General features: G+C 54.1%; 26 protein-coding genes. 21 read left to right on the top strand and 5 right to left on the bottom strand.

Annotated features, from left to right (window positions below):
- Positions 1–47: 47 nt before the first annotated feature.
- Together PVE98_RS24005 and PVE98_RS24000 are read left to right on the top strand one after the other, a co-directional pair.
- A complete protein-coding gene (locus PVE98_RS24005) occupies positions 48–488 on the top strand; it encodes a hypothetical protein (RefSeq protein ID WP_313052622.1) in 441 nt (146 codons plus the stop codon).
- Positions 489–532: 44 nt separating this feature from the next.
- Positions 533–1,150, top strand: a complete 618-nt coding sequence (locus PVE98_RS24000) for a hypothetical protein (protein WP_313052623.1) — start codon at positions 533–535, stop codon at positions 1,148–1,150.
- A 110-nt stretch (positions 1,151–1,260) separates the two neighbouring features.
- Here PVE98_RS24000 and PVE98_RS23995 read toward each other — a convergent pair whose 3' ends face one another.
- A complete protein-coding gene (locus tag PVE98_RS23995; protein WP_313052624.1) occupies positions 1,261–1,632 on the bottom strand; it encodes a hypothetical protein in 372 nt (123 codons plus the stop codon).
- Positions 1,633–1,909: 277 nt separating this feature from the next.
- Here PVE98_RS23995 and PVE98_RS23990 point away from each other — a divergent pair, with 277 nt between their 5' ends.
- On the top strand, positions 1,910–2,092 hold the full coding sequence (locus PVE98_RS23990; protein ID WP_313052625.1) for a hypothetical protein: 183 nt from the start codon (positions 1,910–1,912) through the stop codon (positions 2,090–2,092).
- Between the two features lie 224 nt (positions 2,093–2,316).
- A complete protein-coding gene (locus PVE98_RS23985; RefSeq protein WP_313052626.1) occupies positions 2,317–2,619 on the top strand; it encodes a hypothetical protein in 303 nt (100 codons plus the stop codon).
- Here PVE98_RS23985 and PVE98_RS23980 read toward each other — a convergent pair.
- On the bottom strand, positions 2,601–3,416 hold the full coding sequence (locus tag PVE98_RS23980) for a hypothetical protein (RefSeq protein WP_313052628.1): 816 nt from the start codon (positions 3,414–3,416) through the stop codon (positions 2,601–2,603). The genes PVE98_RS23985 and PVE98_RS23980 overlap by 19 nt on opposite strands.
- 594 nt (positions 3,417–4,010) lie before the next feature.
- Between PVE98_RS23980 and PVE98_RS23975 the strand changes: the two genes are divergently transcribed.
- From PVE98_RS23975 to PVE98_RS23960, 4 genes are read left to right on the top strand one after another with little or no spacing between them, the layout of a single operon-like run.
- Positions 4,011–4,871 (top strand): ParA family protein, encoded by an 861-nt coding sequence (locus PVE98_RS23975; RefSeq protein WP_313052630.1) that lies wholly within the window; start codon positions 4,011–4,013, stop codon positions 4,869–4,871.
- Entirely contained in the window at positions 4,871–5,968 is a 1,098-nt protein-coding gene (locus tag PVE98_RS23970) for a ParB/RepB/Spo0J family partition protein (RefSeq protein ID WP_313052631.1), read from the top strand. Before PVE98_RS23975 ends, PVE98_RS23970 begins: the two co-directional genes overlap by 1 nt.
- Positions 5,968–6,423 (top strand): hypothetical protein, encoded by a 456-nt coding sequence (locus PVE98_RS23965; protein WP_407568623.1) that lies wholly within the window; start codon positions 5,968–5,970, stop codon positions 6,421–6,423. The genes PVE98_RS23970 and PVE98_RS23965 overlap by 1 nt, the downstream gene beginning before the upstream one ends.
- The gene (locus PVE98_RS23960; RefSeq protein ID WP_313052634.1) at positions 6,420–6,749 is read left to right on the top strand and encodes a hypothetical protein; all 330 of its coding nucleotides are present in this window, start codon (positions 6,420–6,422) and stop codon (positions 6,747–6,749) included. Before PVE98_RS23965 ends, PVE98_RS23960 begins: the two co-directional genes overlap by 4 nt.
- A gap of 181 nt (positions 6,750–6,930) precedes the next feature.
- On the opposite strand, the gene PVE98_RS23955 is transcribed toward PVE98_RS23960, so the two are convergent.
- Positions 6,931–7,236 carry a hypothetical protein gene (locus PVE98_RS23955; protein WP_313052636.1) on the bottom strand — a complete coding sequence of 102 codons (306 nt, stop codon included), beginning with the start codon at positions 7,234–7,236 and terminating at the stop codon, positions 6,931–6,933.
- Between the two features lie 411 nt (positions 7,237–7,647).
- Between PVE98_RS23955 and PVE98_RS23950 the strand changes: the two genes are divergently transcribed.
- The 13 genes from PVE98_RS23950 (at position 7,648) to PVE98_RS23890 (ending at position 17,551) form a co-directional block, all read left to right on the top strand.
- On the top strand, positions 7,648–8,574 hold the full coding sequence (locus PVE98_RS23950; protein ID WP_313052637.1) for a DUF1281 domain-containing protein: 927 nt from the start codon (positions 7,648–7,650) through the stop codon (positions 8,572–8,574).
- 36 nt (positions 8,575–8,610) lie between these two features.
- Entirely contained in the window at positions 8,611–8,859 is a 249-nt protein-coding gene (locus PVE98_RS23945) for a hypothetical protein (protein ID WP_313052639.1), read from the top strand.
- Positions 8,856–9,122, top strand: coding sequence for a hypothetical protein (locus PVE98_RS23940; protein ID WP_313052641.1), 267 nt, complete (start codon positions 8,856–8,858; stop codon positions 9,120–9,122). The genes PVE98_RS23945 and PVE98_RS23940 overlap by 4 nt, the downstream gene beginning before the upstream one ends.
- Positions 9,123–9,517: 395 nt before the next feature.
- Positions 9,518–10,162, top strand: a complete 645-nt coding sequence (locus PVE98_RS23935) for a DNA methyltransferase (protein ID WP_407568622.1) — start codon at positions 9,518–9,520, stop codon at positions 10,160–10,162.
- A gap of 19 nt (positions 10,163–10,181) precedes the next feature.
- Positions 10,182–10,412: a hypothetical protein gene (locus PVE98_RS23930; protein ID WP_048780981.1), complete on the top strand. Its 231-nt coding sequence runs from the start codon at positions 10,182–10,184 to the stop codon at positions 10,410–10,412.
- A gap of 448 nt (positions 10,413–10,860) precedes the next feature.
- Positions 10,861–11,298 (top strand): antirestriction protein, encoded by a 438-nt coding sequence (locus PVE98_RS23925; protein WP_313052644.1) that lies wholly within the window; start codon positions 10,861–10,863, stop codon positions 11,296–11,298.
- Positions 11,299–11,423: 125 nt separating this feature from the next.
- Positions 11,424–12,206 carry a hypothetical protein gene (locus PVE98_RS23920; RefSeq protein WP_313052645.1) on the top strand — a complete coding sequence of 261 codons (783 nt, stop codon included), beginning with the start codon at positions 11,424–11,426 and terminating at the stop codon, positions 12,204–12,206.
- Positions 12,207–12,661: 455 nt separating this feature from the next.
- Positions 12,662–14,341: a DUF4942 domain-containing protein gene (locus PVE98_RS23915; RefSeq protein ID WP_407568621.1), complete on the top strand. Its 1,680-nt coding sequence runs from the start codon at positions 12,662–12,664 to the stop codon at positions 14,339–14,341.
- Between the two features lie 78 nt (positions 14,342–14,419).
- On the top strand, positions 14,420–14,866 hold the full coding sequence (locus PVE98_RS23910) for a conjugation system SOS inhibitor PsiB family protein (protein WP_313052649.1): 447 nt from the start codon (positions 14,420–14,422) through the stop codon (positions 14,864–14,866).
- On the top strand, positions 14,863–15,597 hold the full coding sequence (locus PVE98_RS23905) for a plasmid SOS inhibition protein A (protein WP_313052650.1): 735 nt from the start codon (positions 14,863–14,865) through the stop codon (positions 15,595–15,597). Before PVE98_RS23910 ends, PVE98_RS23905 begins: the two co-directional genes overlap by 4 nt.
- A gap of 68 nt (positions 15,598–15,665) precedes the next feature.
- On the top strand, positions 15,666–15,947 hold the full coding sequence (locus PVE98_RS23900; RefSeq protein WP_313052652.1) for a type II toxin-antitoxin system RelE/ParE family toxin: 282 nt from the start codon (positions 15,666–15,668) through the stop codon (positions 15,945–15,947).
- Positions 15,947–16,261: a HigA family addiction module antitoxin gene (locus tag PVE98_RS23895; protein WP_313052654.1), complete on the top strand. Its 315-nt coding sequence runs from the start codon at positions 15,947–15,949 to the stop codon at positions 16,259–16,261. The genes PVE98_RS23900 and PVE98_RS23895 overlap by 1 nt, the downstream gene beginning before the upstream one ends.
- Before the next feature lie 762 nt (positions 16,262–17,023).
- Positions 17,024–17,551, top strand: a complete 528-nt coding sequence (locus PVE98_RS23890; RefSeq protein WP_407568620.1) for a hypothetical protein — start codon at positions 17,024–17,026, stop codon at positions 17,549–17,551.
- 36 nt (positions 17,552–17,587) lie between these two features.
- Here PVE98_RS23890 and istB read toward each other — a convergent pair whose 3' ends face one another.
- Positions 17,588–18,382: an IS21-like element helper ATPase IstB gene (gene istB, locus PVE98_RS23885; RefSeq protein ID WP_004115504.1), complete on the bottom strand. Its 795-nt coding sequence runs from the start codon at positions 18,380–18,382 to the stop codon at positions 17,588–17,590.
- A complete protein-coding gene (istA, locus tag PVE98_RS23880) occupies positions 18,382–19,554 on the bottom strand; it encodes an IS21 family transposase (RefSeq protein WP_004115503.1) in 1,173 nt (390 codons plus the stop codon). The genes istB and istA overlap by 1 nt, the downstream gene beginning before the upstream one ends.
- Positions 19,555–19,584 lie beyond the last annotated feature (30 nt).

Genomic DNA, 19,584 nt, shown 5'->3' with positions numbered 1-19,584 from the left:
TCTGTCCGCTTAAAGCGTTGGCATTAACTCAGCAATAAAGGAAAGTCATGAAACAAAGATACAGCTATATCCGGTCGTGGGAAGAGCTTGAGCAAGCGTACAAATCCATTGTTAACTTTGCAGTTGAGCAGGCAAAGGCACATGATGTCGAATTGCGTGTATGCGTGAATAATAAACAACATTGTGAGCAGTATATTACTAAAGCCGTCGGCGAAAATGCCTTCAAACAGCTGCGTAGTAACCGAACCATACAGATCAAAAGCGTGAGCGCCAGTCTGCACTCTTCTACCATGCTCAAAAAAGATTACCTGCCTCCCAGCGCGGTTTATCTGCTGTTTTTTCCTTCCTCTGAGCTACTTGAGGTGGTTGAAAAACTGAGCGATGTGAAAACTATGATTGTCTTCAGCGAAAACGATGACCACACTGAGGCTACTGATGAATGGCAGGCATTTTATGAGGTTACGAGCCTCAAGCCAGCTGACCAGTAGACTCACTTTGCACTCTTAATAAGCTCTACATCGGAGAGTAAAATTTGCCTGTAAAGGAAGCTTCTGATTTCTCAGCGTGGATGACGCCGGCCTTGTCCTTTTGTGGCGCACTGGGCGCGGTGGCGCTGACGCATCATTTTACCCGTCGTCGTGAACGACTGACGGCAGAGGAAAAGCGTCAGGAGGACCGGCTGTTCATCTGCATTGAGCTGATTACCGTGCTGGAAGACTTTACGCTTCACTGTGCCGACGCGTCCCATGATAAGGGAAAACGTGTACCAGAACCGCCATTACTTAACCTGCTGCTGGTTCCCGCAATGCCCGAGCCGGTACTGGATTTTTCCGTTGTCAAAGGTGAATGGAAAGTCTTACCAGCAGCGCTGATGTATAAGCTGCGCGAGCTGCCGGTTAACGTAAGGCAGACGGCGCGGATGCTGGAGCACCTCTATGCGCTGAACGATCCCTACCATATAAGATTTTTTAACTATCGTCGGTTGCATTATGCCCGGGCTGGCCTGCGTGCCATCTGGCTTTCGGCCAGGCTGCGCCGTCTCTGCAAATTGCCGGCGTCGAAGCTGGTTAAGTTTCCGGACTCTCCCTACCATGACATGCGGCGCGTCCGGAAATCTGAGCGGAGCTTCAGTAGAGACCGCAAGCAGTAATTTATCTTCTAAGATTTCAGGGCCGCATAAGCGGCCCTTTTCATATCTGGCAATATATCTGGACAGCTTAGGTAATGGCTGCCAGTGCCATGCAACAGCACCCGCTACGGTCAGTATGACGGTTCAGGCTCACTGCCATTACCGGACGGCGCACCAGACGTATCGCCCTGCAATTTTATAAGTTCACGGGTCTGCGGCTTGGTCAGCGCAACGCGCGTGACGTTGGCAGCATAAACCTTTCCGATGGCCTTTATCTCATCACCGTTAAATGACTGCGGGTTCTCCGGGTTGTTTCTTTCACTGTTTTTTGTCATTTGCAGGGCAATAACGTCCGGATCGACCCCGTTTTCCAGCGCAGCCGCCACACGCTGCACGGTATGACCACTGCGGCTTGTCTGATCTGACGTCAGCTGTTCCCAGGTGTCGTGCGTGGTATCGGCCCCCTTTTGTAAGGCTGCTATTAGCTCGTCAATTTTGCTCATGTTCCACCTCTTATCTGTGCTGGCAACATTGCCACTGATTTAAGTGTAGGGCTGTGATGGCACTTATGACTGTGCTGAAGAAACTTTATTTAGGTCATCAATCCGAAACGGACCGGAAAAAGGCTTAGAAAATTCGCATAAGGTTAAGGACCGCCGGAGATTTCACTCTATAATACCGGTCCCCTGATGAAGCGGATGCAGGACGCTGACGCAAGGATCTGATGGGGCTGAACGGGATGTACCCGTTCTGATCTAATAAATAAAAAGGAGCTATAAAATGCAATTCATTTACAAACATCCATCCCACAGCTCATTGTTACCGCAAGACATTTCGGCACATATTGAGGCATGTGAAATGGCGCTTTATCTGGCCATTAGCAAGGGCGTGAATCCTGCAACGATTCAGAACCTTGAAAAACAGCTCGATTATTGGCAACAAGTTCAGTTTCACTATTGGTAATGTGACCATCCCCCTTAAACTGGGGGTTTTTACCTGTCGTATGTTCATCCCTCCTGGATTTCTGTTTTAGCTTTCTTTCTCATGCCTTTTTACCAGTCGAAACGGCCCGAGTCGTTCCGCTGACCGATCCCGGATACGTCAGCCGGCTGCGCGAGTATCTGGCCACGGTCACCATTCCGGAGGCCGATCGGGGATGGCTGTGAGCGGTCAAAAGCGAGGATACGGTGCGCAGCTGGATCAGCAAGGCGGTCGCAAAAGCTAAGCGTAACGATGTTACCTTCTCCATCCGGCCCGTCACACCGAAAACCTTCTGGGATTCCTTTGCAATGCACCCGGTGCCGCAGAAGGCTATTCATGGCATGATGGGACACAAGGGCGCTAAATCAACCGAATGGTATACGCGGGTGTTCGCGCTCAAACGTGACGCGCCAGCTGGGGGTGCGCTTCTCGATGGACTCCGACGACGCACGAACTCTGTTCCTGCCGCGACGATGATCGCCGGTGACGATTACCAGGCTGCCTTATAACCCTGACTGCGCAGGCGTTGTCTTGCCTGTTTGATATAGGGGCCGTCAACCTCAGCGTCTTCCTGCAGATCGCAAAGCACATTGCACAGCGTAGCCAGCGATTCATCCGACAGCCTGAAGTCGCGCTGCAGGCCGTATATGATGAGACTTTTCAGGTCATGTATACGGTCAAACAGCTCTCGCAGAAAGTCCGTGCGCTGGCTGGGCCGGCCAAGCGCAATGGTCTTGCTGGCCTCATCACGAAACTCTACATCCGGCCTTTCTTCCCCTGCCGCACGCAGCAATGCCGGCACATCAGGCCAGTATTTCAAACCGTACTGGTCGAGCTTCTGCAGCTCCGGGCGAATATAAGAACGGTAGAGATAATTTTCGCTTCCGGCCGCATCGATAATGTCCGTCAGCCGGAACATATGCTCAACGTGAAAATGCCCGCTGCGGTTAAGCAGTTCGTCCCGGCGCTCAGTAAGCCGCGCAAGCTCTATATAAGCGTCGGCAATATCCTTATTGAGCGCCTGCAGCTCGCGATAATCGGCCCATAACTGCGCGTGCTCCCCTTTTTCACTTGTAATTGAGGCAAAAATACACTGTTCTGTCAGATTCCAGAGGGTGATACCGGTTACTTTTTTGTCCCACAGCTCGTTCCAGACCGGTGTCAGTTCAACGCGGCGGGCAATAAGACGTTCAAACACAGGCCACGCGCTGCGCCAGACCGGTTCTGCTCCGTCCCGCCATTCCGCCAGTTTTTTTTCCAGCATTTCGGTTGCCAGCCCGGCTGGATCTTTCTTTTTCTCAGACATATTCATTTTCCTGTTTGACTGATGCCGCTGATTATTCCTGATCTCGCCGCGCCCTACGGTATCTCAGAAAATATTTAATCGCGCGGCTCAGATACCTGCAGCCGCAGGGAAACAGGATGGACAATAGAAACGGGTGATGCTCCGGGCTAAAGAGGGGAAGGCCGACATCACAGAAAAAGAAGAATTCCCCTGGCGCACATTCCGGCCCGGGGAAACCTCTGCTACCGGAGTTTTACAGAATCTCCTAAGCGTTGCGGGCGGAAGGATTTTCCGGGATGAATAACAGACTGGCCTGCCGCGCTCGTGTTGCAGAATTGACGGTGCTGAAGACATGTATGCCTGATCCCGCAGTCGCTTCAGATCAGTATAAGGCTCAGTTTCATCTAATGATTTCGCATGCGAAATTATTAGATGTAAAGAATCAATATTGATTCTTTATTTGAACCCTGGCATACTGAGTCTGTCATCGGGTAGCCGGATGACATAACGGCGAAACGCCAGACTCAACGGAGCACATCTTCTCCTTAAAGGAGCACTCCAGTCAGCGACAAGCCATCAAAATTATTTCGCATGCGAAATCTTGAGGATGTAGCGATGGAACCAAAAGCAGGAATTGTCATTATTGTTGGAAACCAGAAAGGTGGTGTCGTCAAATCTCAGTCGACGAATGAGCTGACTTACAACCTGCAGGCCATGGGATTGCAGACCTGCATGATCGACTTTGACACCACCTCCGGCCTGACGGAAAGGACCTTTCCTGATGCGCTGCCGCTCTCCATCGATAAAGACCCGCTGGGTAATACCTTCACGCCAGGTGAAGCAAATGCCTACCAATTATTCTTCCCGGATACAGAGGTCAATCCTCACGTGCTGCCTGACGGGCGGCATATCATCGGCTCGACCAATGAACTGCATGAAATTAACTATCGTCCACAGGACTGTATCTTCGATTTCAAAGAGCGCATTAGTGAGCTGCGTAAGCACTACGACTACATTTTTATCGACTCGGCGCCTGAATATAACAATCTGCTGATCGCCTCTCATCTCGTCGCAGACTATCTGCTGATTCCAACTCTTCTGGAGAAGTCATCACGTATTGGTGTTGGGAAGCAGCTGTCATACATGCAACGCATCCGTAAAAATTACAATCCCGAACTCAAATACCTTGGTACTTACATTACTCAGGCAAACGTTCAGAATTACAATCAGCCACTTCTGGACGGCTATCTGACTGCTGTAGAAACAGAAAACCTGCAGCGTCTGTTCGACATTCTGCAGGAGAAAAATTACGGCCCGGAAACAGTGCTTGCCTATATCTCATGGGTAAAAAACCTTGCCAAAGAGGCCATTGAGCTGGGCATGACTATCAAAGAGTATTCTCCATCAAGCAGGCCTGCGCAGCAGTATCAGGAGTTGAGTAACAGGATTGTTGAACTGACGCAGGGAGGCCACTGATGGCTGCGAGTAAATTCCAGAAGAAACTCAACGCACTTAAAACCTCCGGTCCGGCTGCAAGCGCCATGCCTGAAGTCGCCGCAAGTGTCGCAGCCCGCGATACGCCGGCTCCGGTTGGAACGCCTGATGCTTCGAAGATACGGGCAGAAATTGCCCGCCCCGGACTTGAACCCGAGGGACAGATTGTGCGCGTCAGAGCCGATGAAATTTACGAAGTCGAGCAGGTGCGGCCGGAAGATGACTTTGATGATGAGGTCATTTCCGGCATGGTTGAGTCGTTCAGTGAATTCGGTAACCTGACACCGCCGCGCTGTTTTCCGAAAGATCGAAACGGTTACCGCGTATGGTTTGGTGCTACGCGTATCCGCTCAATGAAAAAGCGCGGTGATGAATTTATTGATATCTACGTCGGAAAGCCGCCGAAAGATGAAAAGCAGCGCATCATGGGCCAGCTGATTGAAAACCTGCAACAGTCAGGTCTGAAGCCTCTGGCTACAGCCCTGGCTTTTGAAAGACTGAAGACGGATTTCAACATGACCGGGGAAGAGATTGCCCGCTCACTTGGTAAACCGACAGCTTTCGTCAGTAAGCATATGCGTATCGGCTCGGCGCCAGAGAAAATTAAGGCACTGCTGAAAAACAAATCTATCACTGACGTCGATCTGGCTTACACGCTGATCCAGGTCGACAGTATCGACTCAGGTGCAGCAGATCGCCTGATTGAAAAATATAATGCTGGCAGCACTCTGACCCGGGCCCAAGTAAAGAAAGAGCTCGACAGGCTTAAAGGCCGGAACACTAACCGGACGGAAGGTAGGATTTCGCATGCGAAATCACTTCAACAACATGAGAACAGCTCTCCTGAGAATACAGACGCTGAGCTACAGCCTGCGCCCGTAAGTGATGCTGAAAAGCAGCATAATGCCGAGAAGACATCACCTCTGCTCATCCCGGTTGTCCGGCTAAACGGCAGCGAAGGCACCATCATGCTTCATAAGGCGCCTGATGAGTTTGGTTTTTTATGGGTGAAAACCGCTGATGGTGAGATGTACGTACAGGCAAATGAAGTGGAAATTTTAGGGCTGAGGTATGAATAATGCCGACTAACTCAGCAACACCCTTTTCATTCTTGTCTGGTCAGTTTCGCGGAAACATCGTGCGTAACTGGGCTAAAAATGAACAGAAAAGTGCAGCAGAAGCCGCTCAGGCTCTTACAGATCATGCCCGACACCTGAAGCTTGTATCTCGCGAACTCGCAGTACCCGGTGCCGCTTTGACTGAATGGAACAAACGCAAGCAGCCGCCCCTTTGGGCGGCTTTAGCCGCATTTGACTTGGAGCTTAAACGCGGATGGCGCCCTGTTACCCATGAGGAGTGGGCCGGTTTTGCATCGCTTACGCTTAAAATTTCTCCCGCCCTGACACTCGATAATCTGTCTATACACTTGCCTGAAAATGTAGATCTCAGCATTGCATCAGGATGGATCGTGGCGGCCATTGAAGAAGCACAGCATTACCGTTCCCGAAAAAAAATGGCGGTCAGAGCAGAATGACGTTTATTGAGCTTGATGCAGCGTTAGGAAAAACAGGCAGACGATCACTGGCCTCAAGACTGGTCTTTGCTCTAGCTGATGCGTTAGATAATGAGCGCAGCGGGCTGGATCTTGATGAGTTCGAAAAACAAAGCGGTTATATCAGAACTAACATTCGGGCTGTTGCTTCCGCTTTGAAAGAGCTGAACGTTATTGATATCTACTATTATGCTGACAATGTGACGGAAGATGGTCAACAGGCAAATGATACCGTTTCACGCGGACGGTGGTCAAAGCAGCATTACAGGCTGTCAAATGCCGTCAGGAAACTCCTGAAAAGAGAATAATGATTTCGCATGCGAAATTTGGCCCCACTTTCGATCTAAACTGCTGGGCCGCTCCCTGTCAGGAAATATACTGGTTTAGTTGATAACACGTGCTGCGGGGATATCGCTGCAGCGCGTCGCCCCGTCGAAAGCAGCGTGAATGCAGCTGCGTAGAAGGGTTTAACAAACCGCATGACTGTGGTTATTCAACGTATCTGCGTGCATCCCGCAACGTCCACATTTTCAGGTCAATGTCTTGCTTAAGACGGGATGCACGGAAGCGTACCAGCTCGTGAATGTGTAATTCGCTGGATACGCGAGGATTCTGTTGACGCGTTTTTTCCAGCACATCGGGGCCCTCCGTTATGAGCCTGTCATAATCAGCCTGCAAGGATTTTACTTCTGCCTCCAGTCTTTCCAGCTCTGCCTGCGAGTAGATAACCCGAAACATGTGCCATGAACCGATATAAGGGAGCTTTCGTAACAGTCTTTTAGTTTCTATGCGCATTGAACTCTTCTGTGTAGAACAAGCATGATATTCACATGATAAGCGCCCGGCCTTGATTTTCACAGCCAAAGAAAAACGAGTACTTACAACATTCCCGAATGTTGTCGCTTCGCTCCCTTCACCGTTTCCGTCGTACGGCTCTGCCTGACGCCGGCCGTCATAAAAACACCCTGAATACCCCCTCCGTTTCGTCGGGCTGCACCGTGCCTTCACCTTAGACGGGCCGCTGCGCAGGCAAGGGTTCGTTACACCTCTCTCGTCACCCGTTCCCCACCGATCGCGGGACATTCAGTCCGCTCCGGCGGCGCATGCGGCTTCCTCCTTCGCCCATTGCCTGCTCCGCTTTGCGCCCATCTGCCGTGGCGGCACGGTGCAGGTGAGGCCGTGCAACCCTTAACGGAGGAGACAGTCATGCCGAACTGGTGTGCAAACCGGCTGCGGATTAGCGGTAACAGCAGCAATATCGAACGAGTCAGGACACTTTTTGCGGGCGACGGCAGCCCGGCGTACGCGCGAGCCGCGGCGGAGGGGATACAGCTTTTTCTCGCCGGGTGCGCGGGTGTGCTGCGACCGGTTACTGATATGCAATATTCGGCTTATCCGGCGCTAATACTGAATTCCGGCAGCGACACGCCGGAAAACCGGGCATATACGCAGTGGCTTGCGTACCTGAAAGAAGGGGCTGAGCTGACGGAAGATAACTGCAGGGTGCTGCAGGCACTGTGGCTTGCCTGCAGCATCAGCAGCTGGCCGTGGGAAATGCTGAGCGATGAGCAGCATGCGGTTATCACAGCTCTCTGGGTACAGAAAGCCGGTGACTGGCGAGCAGCATTTGGCTCCGACAGTCTCGCAGAGGTATGGAACCGCCTGTGCCGAGAGGATTATGAGCCGGCTGAAGCTCCGCCTTTTGACATGCTGCAGCTGATACCTCCCCGCCTTGATGTGGAAATTAACGGCTATAACGGTCGTTTGCTTGAAGGCGTACTGGACGGCTTTTCGGAAACTACCGAGCGATGCGGCACAAAATGGCCACACGCGCATGGCCTTGAGCTGGAGAACGTGACCAGCACCGCCTTTGACGCCGATTTTGATACGCCCTGGTTGCCTCCGGGCGAGGCTGTACTTGAAGCACTCAGTCACCGTTACGGTGTCACCATTGAGCACTGGTATGCCGAATCCGGTTGTAATTACTGCGGCTATGCAGCCTACAGCAGTGGCGTTCAGACAGAGGCATGTTGTGCTTCTCTGGAGTGGAGTGAAGAAGAGGATGAGTACGGTTACAGGGATGTAACCGGTCCGGACTGGATTATCGATAACGTAGCCAGTTACGGCGGCTGAATCAGAGGCGGCGGGCGCGGCCCGCCGGATAAGAGAATGAGAAGAGAACTGACTATCGCCAGACTGATGGCTGACCTGGCGCGTTTTGACCCGACCACGCCCTGCGTGGTGCATCTCTGGATAGCGGATGACTTTGAGGACATTGAGCCGGACCTGACACCCGAAGAGGTGACGGCAGCTATCTCGCTGGCAGATGCGATGCTCGATGCTGACACAAGCCTCAGCTGGCACTTCCTGCGCCACTGCGCTGAGATGATTCTGGCGGGTCGGGAGGAGACAGCATGAAAACATGGCTGGCCTCATTTCAGGTGGAACGGGGAGGGGAATGTTTCGATGTGCATTTCCTCCTGCAGGCTGAGAGTGAAATCATGGCAGAGGCAGGCTGCGGCTACATGGGGCAAGCCTGGTGGCCAGGCGGCGCACTGGAAAGCGAAGGCTGCTACTGGCGATACCGCTGCGGTGATGTCTGGCTAAAGCTCGTGTGCCACTCGGCGATGCGGAAACCGCGCTGTTTAACGCGCCGGGTTTTCTGGATACGTGGTCCGTGAGTGGCCAGCCAGCTGCCCCTGAGGTCTGCGATCTCAGTGGCGAACGGTGGAAGGATTTCCGCTGATACAAAAGGATGCCGCCCGCCGGGCGGCTCATTTTGTGCTGACGCACGCATAAAGGACGTCGCTGCGCTCCATTTTATGGCCGGCGCCTCTGCTACGCGACGTCGCCGGCGGGCATAAGGTGCCGTGCCCTCACGGTAGCCTGGCGGCCTCGCAAACAAGGGAAGCTGTCGCCGGCCTGCTCACCCGTTCCCCGCCGTACGCGGGACATTCAGTCCGCTCCGGCGGCGCATGCGGCTTGCGCGTCCGCCCCTGTTTGCTCAGCTGGTCGCCCGGCTTTGTGGAGGTCACGGCACCAGAGGGTGCCCCCTTCATCCACAGGAGCACGGCAAATGTCACGATTCATGCACGGCGACAGCGTACAGGTTATGGGCGGCTTTCCGGACAAAAGCATTGATTTCATCCTCACCGATCCGCCTTACCTCGTTGGCTTTAAGGAACGATCCGGGCGCACGATCGCCAATGACGTAAACGGCGACTGGGTGCTGCCGGCGAGCCGGGAGATGTACCGAGTGCTGAAAGATAACAGCCTTGCTGTGAGCTTCTATGGCTGGAACCGCGTGGACACCTTTATGCAGGCATGGAAGGAAGCGGGCTTTCGCGTTGTCGGCCACCTGGTCTTTACCAAGCCTTATGCCTCAAAGTCTGCCTTTGTGGGCTATCAGCATGAAAGTGCCTACCTGCTGGCGAAGGGACGCCCACCGCTGCCGGCGAAACCGCTACCGGATGTAATGCCCTGGGAATACACCGGTAACCGCCACCACCCAACAGAAAAGCCGCTCAGCATCCTGCGGCCGCTAATCGAAACTTTTACAAAACCCGGCGATCTGGTTCTGGACCCTTTCGCAGGAAGCGGCTCGACCTGCGTGGCTGCCGACCAGTGCGGCCGCCGCTGGATTGGAATCGAACTGCTGGAACAGTACCACACCGCCGGCCTGCGCCGTCTTTACGCTCAGCGCACCGCGCGCGCCGCCTGATTATAACGGAGAGAGAAATATGACAACACCCACTATGAACATGCCTGAAAACACCCTGACCGACGATGTGGCCGATCTGGAAGAGTCTCTGTATGAGTTTCATCTGCGGCTGCGCGACATGATGGCACGCCACCTCTGGCATGGTGCCAGCAGGGAACAGCGCATGACGGGGTTACTGATTGAGGGGATCGATAACGACCTGGTAACTCTCTACCGACGCGCGGCAGAAATTCGGAAGCACTTTCGCTAAATCTGACTAATTAGCAACCACTGAACTTAAGTCCTGCCAGAATGGGGCGGGACTCAGTTTATCCACAGGGTATCGGGCCGGATGTGCACTCCGGTTGTGGACAGGTACAAACCATAAGGATGTTGCTGCGCGCCGCTTCTTTGCCGCCTGCGGCGGGGCAAAAAAAGTGTGGTCTGCGGCCAGTGTCGTGACTTCACTTTAGCCCGGCCGCTGCGTGTTCAAGAGATCGCTTCGCTCACCGTCCTCGCCCGTTCGCACTCGCTCCGGCGGGCTGACTCCCGTCGCGCCTCCGCTCATACTTCGCGTCGCCGCCGTCCGTTATCCCGCCTCCCGCTCGCTTGCGCTGCGGCCTACGGCGTTGCTCCTGAACACTTCGCTTTCCGCCGGGCTGTCATTCAGTCACGGCACAGGCCGGAACTGTTACCCATTCTGACTGCGGAGGTTTCTGATGAACACAGCACAGCATACGTACCAACAAGCTAACATTGTTGATGGCTTTGCAAAAATGCGTTTTCTTACCGCTCTTTTTGCAGACGACTTCATGCGCGCAGAACTTAATATTTATCTGTATGCCGATCGCTACATCGATGACTATGACAGAGGCGTATGGGAATTTGTGCAACTTCCTGACGGCGGTGGGTTTATGAAGCCGAAAGGAGATACGTGCTGGCACTTTTCAAATCTAGGCAACTACAGCAAGTTGGGTGTGAGCGCAGAAGCCGCCGGGATTATCATTACAGCTTTAGTGTTGAACCACCGTAGCTGGATGTATGCGCGTCACGATGAAGAAGAACTTTGTACACATTATTGTGAACGCCATCGACAATTAATGAGATATATTGAATCTCATATAGAAGCAACTGCTATCTTTGATGTATTGAAATAAACAGGGTAGGGGCAGGCAGATTGCCCCATTTGTATAAGGTTATTCAATTTTTTATATCTGAGTTAAGTTATATTTTATATTGGTATTGCCAATATTTACAAAGGGCTTATTTTAAGGAGATGGTAATGAGAGTTTGGGAGAAAGAGGGGTATACCCTGGCAATAATATCTGGTTTTTTATACTTCTCTGCTTACTTAGCGATTGAAGCTAAAGCGCAGTTTTATGATATTCCTATCAGTTTATTATCAATAGATATTTTTTCTTTGACGCTGGCTGCAATCGGTTTTTTGAAATACTTTGGTGGCGTAATTTTGGGGGGCTTATTAGCTATTTCTGTACTTAAATTAAAAGGATTGAAAAAGAAGAAAATATCATTGACTCTGATATTTATATCTCTTTATATGGTCATTTATTTCTTTATAGAGCCGTTTAGTAAGTTGCTATCCATTGTTTTGGCGCTTTTATACACTTTGGTGTTGATAGGATCATATCTAAAGAGAGGAGTGATATATGTAGTGGCTCATGGCAATGAGCGGTTGAAGGAAGATATTAGTATAAAAGAGAGCCTTGGAAGCAAAGGTTCTTATATGCCATTCTATGTTGCGGGAGTGGTGATTTTAATAATTTGCTTGCCGATTTACTATATTTCCTGTTCGAATATGTATGCAACACAAGAAGAGTTTGATTTCTTTAAAAAGGAAAGTGATGATTTTGCTATAATCAATGCTTCTAGCGATATTACCATAGCAAAGAGAGTTGTTAATAAGCAGTTCGAGCATGGATATTTCATTTTTAAAACAGAATCTCTAGAAAACACTCAGATTACCAAAAAAAACATTAATTCAATAACCTCTCTGGCCCCCTCCGGCTCCCCGGCTGTGCCGGCTCGTCGAGCCTCACTCCGCTAACCGGCAAAGCCGGTAAGCTCCGCCGAACCCGCAGGCGGTTTCGGGCCTGCGGCTAGAGTCTGATGGCGAAGGTCAAACCCTGCAACCGGCTTACGCCGGTGCGCTCACCGCCCCGGCAGAGAAGCCGCCGGGGCTCCAGGGCAGACCGCCAGGGCGGTCTCTGACGGATTTTACTGCCTTCCGGCCCGGTCTTTCGCGGAGGGCTTTTCGTAGCACTGCCGCTCGCCCTCCCGCATGGGTTCGCTTCGCCGTTCCTCGCCCGTTCGCACTCGCCATAAAGCCGGCTCGTTTGCGCTGCGGCCTCCGGTGACGCCCATGTGTCCGGTCGCCCGTCATTGCTCCTTTGCCCTTCGCCGCGAAAGGCCAGACCGGAAAGATAAAACCCGCGTCAGAGAAGGCCTTTTCGGGATCGCAGCACTCGCTGCATTACTCAGCCGGATGTAAGGAGCCATGCCATGCAAAACACTCTCGTAAACGTCACCCCTGCCGCAACCGCCGCACACGTGTCGGACACCGCTGCCGGAGACGTCATCACAGATTCATTCTTCGCCCCTGCAGAGACCGATCTGATTGATGGCCTGTTAGGCCATTACCGCTACATGCGCACAAAGTTAACCGATATTTCCGCCACGGTTCGCGGCGGCGGAAACAGCGAAGCTGTCGCGCATTTTCTGAACGGTAACCTGCATAACAGCCGCGGCTACCACGTGCCGCCGGTAGGCCAGCTTTTTGATCTGCCTGGCGCGGTGGCGTCGCTGAATGCCAAGTTCTGGCAGAAGGCGCTGAGCCTGACTGACGTTTACGAGTACATGCCCAATGAGCGCCGCAACGAGTGGAACGACCAGATCCGCGAGATGAAAGCGCCGGATTTCGAGGAAAACGCCGTGCGCGCGACGCTCTCAGAGCTGCTTTTCTCCCGGCAGAAATTCTTTTCCGAGCGTGTCGACGGCATTTTTCGCAGCCTCTCGCGTAGTCATGTGACGAACCGGCCTGAAGGCTTTAGCAAGCGCATGATTATCGAATGCATGTTTGATCAGTGGGGCATGTGTAATTACGAGCGCACCGGCTTTGTGGACGATCTGCGCAAAGTAATTGCGAAGTTTATGGGCCGTGATGCAACTAGCCTGAACACCACTAATAAAATTCTGGGCATCGCGCGTGAGCGCGCCGGGGAATGGGTAAACATCGACGGCGGAACGCTGCGCGTGAAAGCCTTTCAGAAAGGGACCATTCATCTGGAAATCCATCCTGATATGTCGTGGCGTTTAAATGACATCCTGGCTTTTCTACACCCTGCCGCGATCCCCGCCAGCTACCGCGAAAAGCCGCGTACGAAGCAAAAAGCCTTTGATCTGCGCGCCGATCTGCTGCCGTTTTCCGTGCTGAGCGAGCTGGGAGGCCTGGAGCAAGAGCGTACGGAACCGGTGCGGGGTTACCGCTCAACGGAACCGCGCCAGCCCGTTACCACAAACCCATACAACCGCCGTTTTAGCGGCTATGACCCGGACAAAGCCGCGCGTGAGCAGGCGGAAAACGTCCTGATAAGCCTGGGCGGCGTGAAAATGTTTAAAAACGCCTTCAGCTGGTTTGAATTCGATTACGACCCGACGGCGGCTATTCAGGACGTCCTGATTAGCGGAGCGCTGCCTGAGGTTAAGTCTCATCAGTTTTACCCGACGCCCGCCATTCTGGCCGAAATGCTGCTTGATGAGGTCGCCATTCAGGAGGGAGAAAGCTGCCTTGAGCCTAGCGCGGGCATGGGCGGGCTTGCCGACCTGATGCCGAAGGCGCAAACGACCTGCGTTGAGGTCTCCGCACTGCGGTGCCGCGTGCTGGAAGCAAAAGGGCACAACGTGATCGAAGCCGATTTTCTGGAGTGGGCGCCGGTGACCGATCAGCGGTTTGATGTGGTGGTGATGAACCCGCCTTACAGCGAAGGGCGTGCTGTGGCGCATCTGAATGCGGCGGCGGGACTGGTTAAAGACGGCGGGCGCCTTACGGCCATTCTGCCCGCAGGCAGCGATCGCAAAGACCTGCTTCCGGGCTGGGACTGTAGCTGGTCCGGCGTTCATCAGGGCATGTTTACCGGCACCGGCGTTTCCGTGGTGCGCCTGGTCGCTTACAAGCCTGAGTAACAGGCCTGACTGATAAAACCGTTCCGGCCTGCCCGGCAGGCCGGAACATACCAGAACCCGGAACAGAGCACCTTAACCATGAAACAAACTCAACCCCTTACCACGGATATGCTGAAGACCCTGACGGGCTTCGATCTTGAAGACCTGTGCGGAAACGGTGAAGCAGCCCGGCTGAAAATGAGCGGTCTGGTACACAGCGCGCTGCAACTGTCTGACAGCTGGCGTATGGACTGCGAGATGCGCGGCGAGTGGGGCGGGGCGCACCCGGTTCACCTCCGTCTGACGCAACCTGATGCGAGCGGCGTTGCTGTAGAGCTGGTAAGTCCGTCTGCCTGCTGGCCCGTGTGGTGTGCGGTGGTCGCAGATAGCCGAACCCGCAGCCGTCTGCGCCTGTACGTGAGCGACGAGCTCGATCCGGTAGCGCTACAGGCGAAGCTTTTAAAAATCGCAGAGTACACGCGGGCAGGCTTCACTGGCGACGGCGAGCTTGTCGCCGCGATGCGGATGGGGGGACACGCTGCATGATCCCGACCTCACTGGCACTGGTGCCGCTTCTGCCCGAACGACAGGCCGCGCTTCAGGCGATTGCAGCGGTTGAACACGCACAACAGAAAGGCGCGCGTCTTGCCCGTCATCCCTACGCAGCCGCGTTTATGAAGCAGCTGAGCGGCGGGAGCCGCATCAGCATTCAGGCTCTGAACCGCATACAAGGCATTTACCTGCGGCCGCGCGAAAAGCGCGCACCGCTGCTTGAATGGGAAAGCGCGCTTGATATTTTTCTTAGCACTGCGGGGGAAGTGTGCCCACTGCCGCTGCCGGGAGAGCTGGCAACGGTTCTGTTTCCTGAGGCAGCTTTTCGCAGGTCAGAACGCTCAGAACATCGGATTCAAAAAAGCGCGAATCGCGCGGCGCGACGCGATAAGCAGGCGGAGGACTACCGGGAACGCCAGCTGGAGAACTGCATCCGTCAGGCAGAAACGGAGCTGGCTTTCCGCATGCCGGACACGCTGCGCGACTGGTTTGAGGCCTGGTGTAACTCTGTGCCGGAATATGATCTAAAAAATATGATTGCAGCCTGGTCGCGTCGGTTTCCGTCGCTAATCGGACTTGAGACCCTGCAGCTATACGCGAATGATGCCGCCTGTGAGGTCGCCGGGGAAATTCAGTTGCGCGCGCTGCATATGGACTCTGATCAGCAAGAAATGAATCGCTGGCTGATTCCCAACAAACTAGGGATTGCCCGCAGTGAAAAATAAAATAGAGGTGTTTCCTTTCGCGAAACACATGATATAATGTTTCCCATGACGAAACATGGAGCGCGATCGTGATTAAAAGCTGGAAGCATAAGGGGTTACAGAAGCTTTATGAAAAAGGTGATGCGAGCGGCGTGCAGTCTAAAGACGCAGAACGCATCAGGCTGCGCCTGCTGGTGATTGATGAAGCGGTTTCGACGGATGAATTCAGAAACTATCCCGGCTTTCGTTTCCATCCCCTGAAGGGCGACAAAAAAAATTTGTATTCAATTACGGTCAGAGCAAACTGGCGCATCACATTCGAATTTACAGACGGTGATGCATACATTCTCAACCTGGAGGATTACCACTGATGGCAATGTTTAACCCGCCGCACCCTGGCGGCCTGATAGAGGAATATCTGGAAGATAATGACATCAGCCTGCGCAGCCTGGCCAGACAGCTGGGTGTTTCAGCGGCATCCCTGAGCAAAGTTGCAAGCGGTAAAGCGTCCGTCAGCCCTGAAATGGCTGTAAGACTGGAGGCGGGGCTGGGTATTGCAGCGCGGCTCTGGCTATCCATGCAGGCCGCCTGCGATCTGCACAAAGCGCGAGAAACTACAGATGTTTCCGGCGTGCGTTTGCATCCTGGAATCGTAGCGTCTTCCGCTCAGGATGGGGCCGTATAATCATAATCCGCAACTGATCTTCATATAAACCGCGCTCCCCGGCGCGGTTTTTTTATGCTCACTGCGGCCCTCAGGAGCAGAACCCCGGCCCTCCGGGCCGGACAAAGTTGGTGCTGACGCACCATCTATCCCCGTCCCCTTTCGTGTGATCCGGCGTATGGCGTTATCTGGCCGGGCATCGGGTATTCCATTCCGCATTTACGGTATTGAGATCACGTTAAAAGCAAATTCAATACCAAGGGCATGGCGCCCCCTCCGGCTCCCCGGCAAAGCCGGGTCGTCAAGCCCTATGTCGCTAACCGGCAAGCCGGCAAGCGCCACCGGACCCCTGACGGGTTCCGGCCGCAAGCGGTTTCGGTCTGATGGCGAAGGTCAACGGCCGCAGACGGCTGCGCCGTCGCGTTCACCGTCCCGGCAAAAGCGCCGTGACTAAAAGGCCAGCCCGCGGGGCGGTCTGAAACTTCCCTTCTGACGCGCTTCTGCGTTCCGCCCTCGCCCCTGCGCGGAGGGCTGGTCGTAGCACCGTCATCCGCCCTCCCGCATAGGTACGCTTCGCCGTTCCTCGCCCGTTCGCACTCGCCCAAAACCGGCTCGCTTGCGCTGCGGCCTCCGGTGACGCCCATGCTCCGGTCGGCTGCCGTTACTCCTTTGCCCTTGCCGCGAAGGGCCGGGACGGAAAGAAAAAGCCCGCGTCAGAGAAGGGCATTTCGGGCAAAGAGTGGCGCCAGGCCAGATCATTAATTCTTCAGAGGGAGTCTTATTATGACTAAAACCGAATCAGGAACGCAGGTCGACATCACCCGCATTAAAGCCGCTACGCATGTTCGCGCAATCACGGCTCATGCAATCCGTACACTCACTACAAATCGACGAGCCCGACTGAGTGAGATCAAAAGATATCTCGCTTACCAGCTGATGTCCCACGTTTCCATCGGGCTGGTTGATGGCGTTACCACGGAATCAGTAGAGGAAATTGCCCCAAGAGCTTTTCAGGCGCAACGAACTAAGGCCGGAATGCTTGCGGCGCTGGAAGCCGTACACGCAACAACTGATAAAGACGTGTCGGAATACTACGGTCGTCGTCGCGAAGAAATGCGCGCAAAAAAAATAACCGAAGCCGCCGCCCAGGATGTTATGAATGAGGCTCAGATCCGCGCGACAGTTGACGGATTCGACGTACCGAAAGGGGTACAAGTCTCTTTAAATAATGATGCCTATGGTTCTACCCAAATCACGATCCGCACCGACAGCGGCCAGATGTGGCGTAAGTGTCAACGCCAAGATTACTGACCGTTTTTCACCATTTTCATTGTCCGCTGTTGGTCATTAACGCTGTCCGCTTTCCACCATTTCAACATCACTGATTGGCGTTGCGCTTTTTGCCAGCACCCCGGCCTTGCGTTTCTCTTTCAACCGGTAGCTTTCTCCTTTTATGTTCAGCGTCGTTGAGTGGTGCAGCAGACGGTCCAGGATCGCCGTCGCCAGCACGTTATCTCCGAACATTTCGCCCCAGTCGGCGAACCCTTTGTTTGACGTCAGGATGATGCTCGCTTTTTCATACCGGCGGTTCAGCAGCCGGAAGAACAGGCTCGCCTCCTCACGGTTCATTGGCAGATAACCTATTTCATCCAGGATAAGCACCCGCGCATAACTCAGTTGCTGCAGCTGACGTTCAAGACGATTTTCCTGCTTCGCCTTTATCAGCGTGGCAACCAGCCTGTCCAGCGGCATGAACAGCACCCGGTGGCCCGCATCCGCGGCTTTGACTCCCAGAGCGACCGCCAGATGCGTTTTCCCCACGCCCGGCGGGCCCAGCAGGATCACGTTTTCACTGCGCTCCACGAACGCCAGACTTGCAAGCTCACGGACGACCTTCCGGTCTATGCCCGGCTGGAAGCTGAAGTCGAACTGCTCCAGCGTTTTCACCCACGGCAAGCGCGCCTGCTTCAGCCGGGCCTCCATTCCCCGCTGGTGCCGCCCGCTCCACTCCTGCTGCAGCGCCATACACAGGAACTCCCGGTAGTTCAGTTCCTGCTTTGCTGCCTGCTCAAGCAGATTTTCAACGTGATAGCTCAGGTGTTCCATTTTCAGGCGGTTCAGCAGTGTTTCCAGTTCGTACATCACAGCAGCTCCTCATACGCGCTCAGGGGCCGGTGCTCAACCTGACTGACCTGTTGCCACAGCGGAGCATGGTGCTCCGGCACTGTCTGCCAGCCCGATGAAGCCCCGCTGAGCCGGTGGGTCGCGGCCAGATTTTCGTTGCTGTAGATCCGCAGCTCGTCATCCAGCGAGATCCGGATCGAGACCGGATGACCACACAGCGACTCGGGCACGCTGTAGCGGTTGCCGCCAACCTCGATGTAGCCATCCCAGGACACGTGCCGGATATCGAAGTAGCTGGTATCGAAGTCGGTTGCTGGCAGTGGCTGCAGATGTGTTTGTTCAACAACGAAGCGCTCTGCAGGCGTCTCCCGGAACTGGCGAAGTTCACGCCTGTCAGCCACATCTGCTATCCACTGCTCCAGGAGTTGATTGACATGGGGAAAGCTGTCGAACCTCCGGTAGCGGACGAAGAAGTTCTCCTTGAGATATTTCACCATCCGCTCAACCTTACCTTTAGTCCGGGCCCGGCGAGGGCGGCACGCCCGCGGCAGGAAGCCATAGTGGTCGGCCAGTAGCAGGAAGCCGGCGTTGAACACCACGTTGCCGTTACTGTTTTTCAGCACGGCGGCTTTCTGGTTATCGACAAGCACGGTTTTCACGCTGCCGCCAAAGTAGCGGAAGGCGCGCACCAGCGACTCGTATGTGTGCTCAGCGTCCTGTTTTGGCGCGGCAAAGACGTGGAAGCGGCGGGAGAACCCCAGCGTATTGACGGCGAAGTTCACCCTGCATCGCTGCCCGGCCACGTCGACTTCCACTTCTCCCCAGTCGTGCTGCAGCTGGTAACCGGGCTGGGTTTCGAAGCGCACGGTTTTCTTTGAGGGCCGCATTTTACGTTTGGGCTGGATGTAATAGCGCAGCATAGAGCGCCCGCCGGTGTACCCCATCGTCCTAATTTCGGCGAGAATGACCTCGCTGTTCCAGACGTTTTCCGCCAGCCGCATGTCGATGTAATCCATGAACGGCTTGAGTTTTGCCATTTTATGGCGTGTTTTACGGGCCGGGGGCTCAGGGTATTTGAGATATCGCCTGACGGTTCTTTCGGAACATCCGACCTGTGTTGCGATATCGACAATGTAAGCACCCTGTTGGCGCATTTGCTTTATCATGAAAAAGTCCTCTCTGCTCAGCATGCTGGAATCCTTTTCGGTGTGGGAACCTTA

This window comes from Pantoea sp. GABEPS69, assembly GCF_045780835.1.
Classification (GTDB): Bacteria; Pseudomonadota; Gammaproteobacteria; order Enterobacterales; family Enterobacteriaceae; genus Pantoea; species Pantoea septica.
This window is presented reverse-complemented; position numbering and strand designations above follow the sequence as displayed.

Bases quoted from the DNA above. Each gene is read 5' to 3' on its own strand.
- PVE98_RS24005 (WP_313052622.1), top strand. From the start codon at position 48: ATGAAACAAAGATACAGCTATATCCGGTCGTGGGAAGAGCTTGAGCAA.
- PVE98_RS23995 (WP_313052624.1), bottom strand. From the start codon at position 1,632: ATGAGCAAAATTGACGAGCTAATAGCAGCCTTACAAAAGGGGGCCGAT.
- PVE98_RS23990 (WP_313052625.1), top strand. From the start codon at position 1,910: ATGCAATTCATTTACAAACATCCATCCCACAGCTCATTGTTACCGCAA.
- PVE98_RS23980 (WP_313052628.1), bottom strand. From the start codon at position 3,416: ATGTCTGAGAAAAAGAAAGATCCAGCCGGGCTGGCAACCGAAATGCTG.
- PVE98_RS23975 (WP_313052630.1), top strand. From the start codon at position 4,011: ATGGAACCAAAAGCAGGAATTGTCATTATTGTTGGAAACCAGAAAGGT.
- PVE98_RS23970 (WP_313052631.1), top strand. From the start codon at position 4,871: ATGGCTGCGAGTAAATTCCAGAAGAAACTCAACGCACTTAAAACCTCC.
- PVE98_RS23965 (WP_407568623.1), top strand. From the start codon at position 5,968: ATGCCGACTAACTCAGCAACACCCTTTTCATTCTTGTCTGGTCAGTTT.
- PVE98_RS23960 (WP_313052634.1), top strand. From the start codon at position 6,420: ATGACGTTTATTGAGCTTGATGCAGCGTTAGGAAAAACAGGCAGACGA.
- PVE98_RS23955 (WP_313052636.1), bottom strand. From the start codon at position 7,236: ATGCGCATAGAAACTAAAAGACTGTTACGAAAGCTCCCTTATATCGGT.
- PVE98_RS23950 (WP_313052637.1), top strand. From the start codon at position 7,648: ATGCCGAACTGGTGTGCAAACCGGCTGCGGATTAGCGGTAACAGCAGC.
- PVE98_RS23945 (WP_313052639.1), top strand. From the start codon at position 8,611: ATGAGAAGAGAACTGACTATCGCCAGACTGATGGCTGACCTGGCGCGT.
- PVE98_RS23940 (WP_313052641.1), top strand. From the start codon at position 8,856: ATGAAAACATGGCTGGCCTCATTTCAGGTGGAACGGGGAGGGGAATGT.
- PVE98_RS23935 (WP_407568622.1), top strand. From the start codon at position 9,518: ATGTCACGATTCATGCACGGCGACAGCGTACAGGTTATGGGCGGCTTT.
- PVE98_RS23930 (WP_048780981.1), top strand. From the start codon at position 10,182: ATGACAACACCCACTATGAACATGCCTGAAAACACCCTGACCGACGAT.
- PVE98_RS23925 (WP_313052644.1), top strand. From the start codon at position 10,861: ATGAACACAGCACAGCATACGTACCAACAAGCTAACATTGTTGATGGC.
- PVE98_RS23920 (WP_313052645.1), top strand. From the start codon at position 11,424: ATGAGAGTTTGGGAGAAAGAGGGGTATACCCTGGCAATAATATCTGGT.
- PVE98_RS23915 (WP_407568621.1), top strand. From the start codon at position 12,662: ATGCAAAACACTCTCGTAAACGTCACCCCTGCCGCAACCGCCGCACAC.
- PVE98_RS23910 (WP_313052649.1), top strand. From the start codon at position 14,420: ATGAAACAAACTCAACCCCTTACCACGGATATGCTGAAGACCCTGACG.
- PVE98_RS23905 (WP_313052650.1), top strand. From the start codon at position 14,863: ATGATCCCGACCTCACTGGCACTGGTGCCGCTTCTGCCCGAACGACAG.
- PVE98_RS23895 (WP_313052654.1), top strand. From the start codon at position 15,947: ATGGCAATGTTTAACCCGCCGCACCCTGGCGGCCTGATAGAGGAATAT.
- PVE98_RS23890 (WP_407568620.1), top strand. From the start codon at position 17,024: ATGACTAAAACCGAATCAGGAACGCAGGTCGACATCACCCGCATTAAA.
- istB (WP_004115504.1), bottom strand. From the start codon at position 18,382: ATGTACGAACTGGAAACACTGCTGAACCGCCTGAAAATGGAACACCTG.
- istA (WP_004115503.1), bottom strand. From the start codon at position 19,554: ATGCTGAGCAGAGAGGACTTTTTCATGATAAAGCAAATGCGCCAACAG.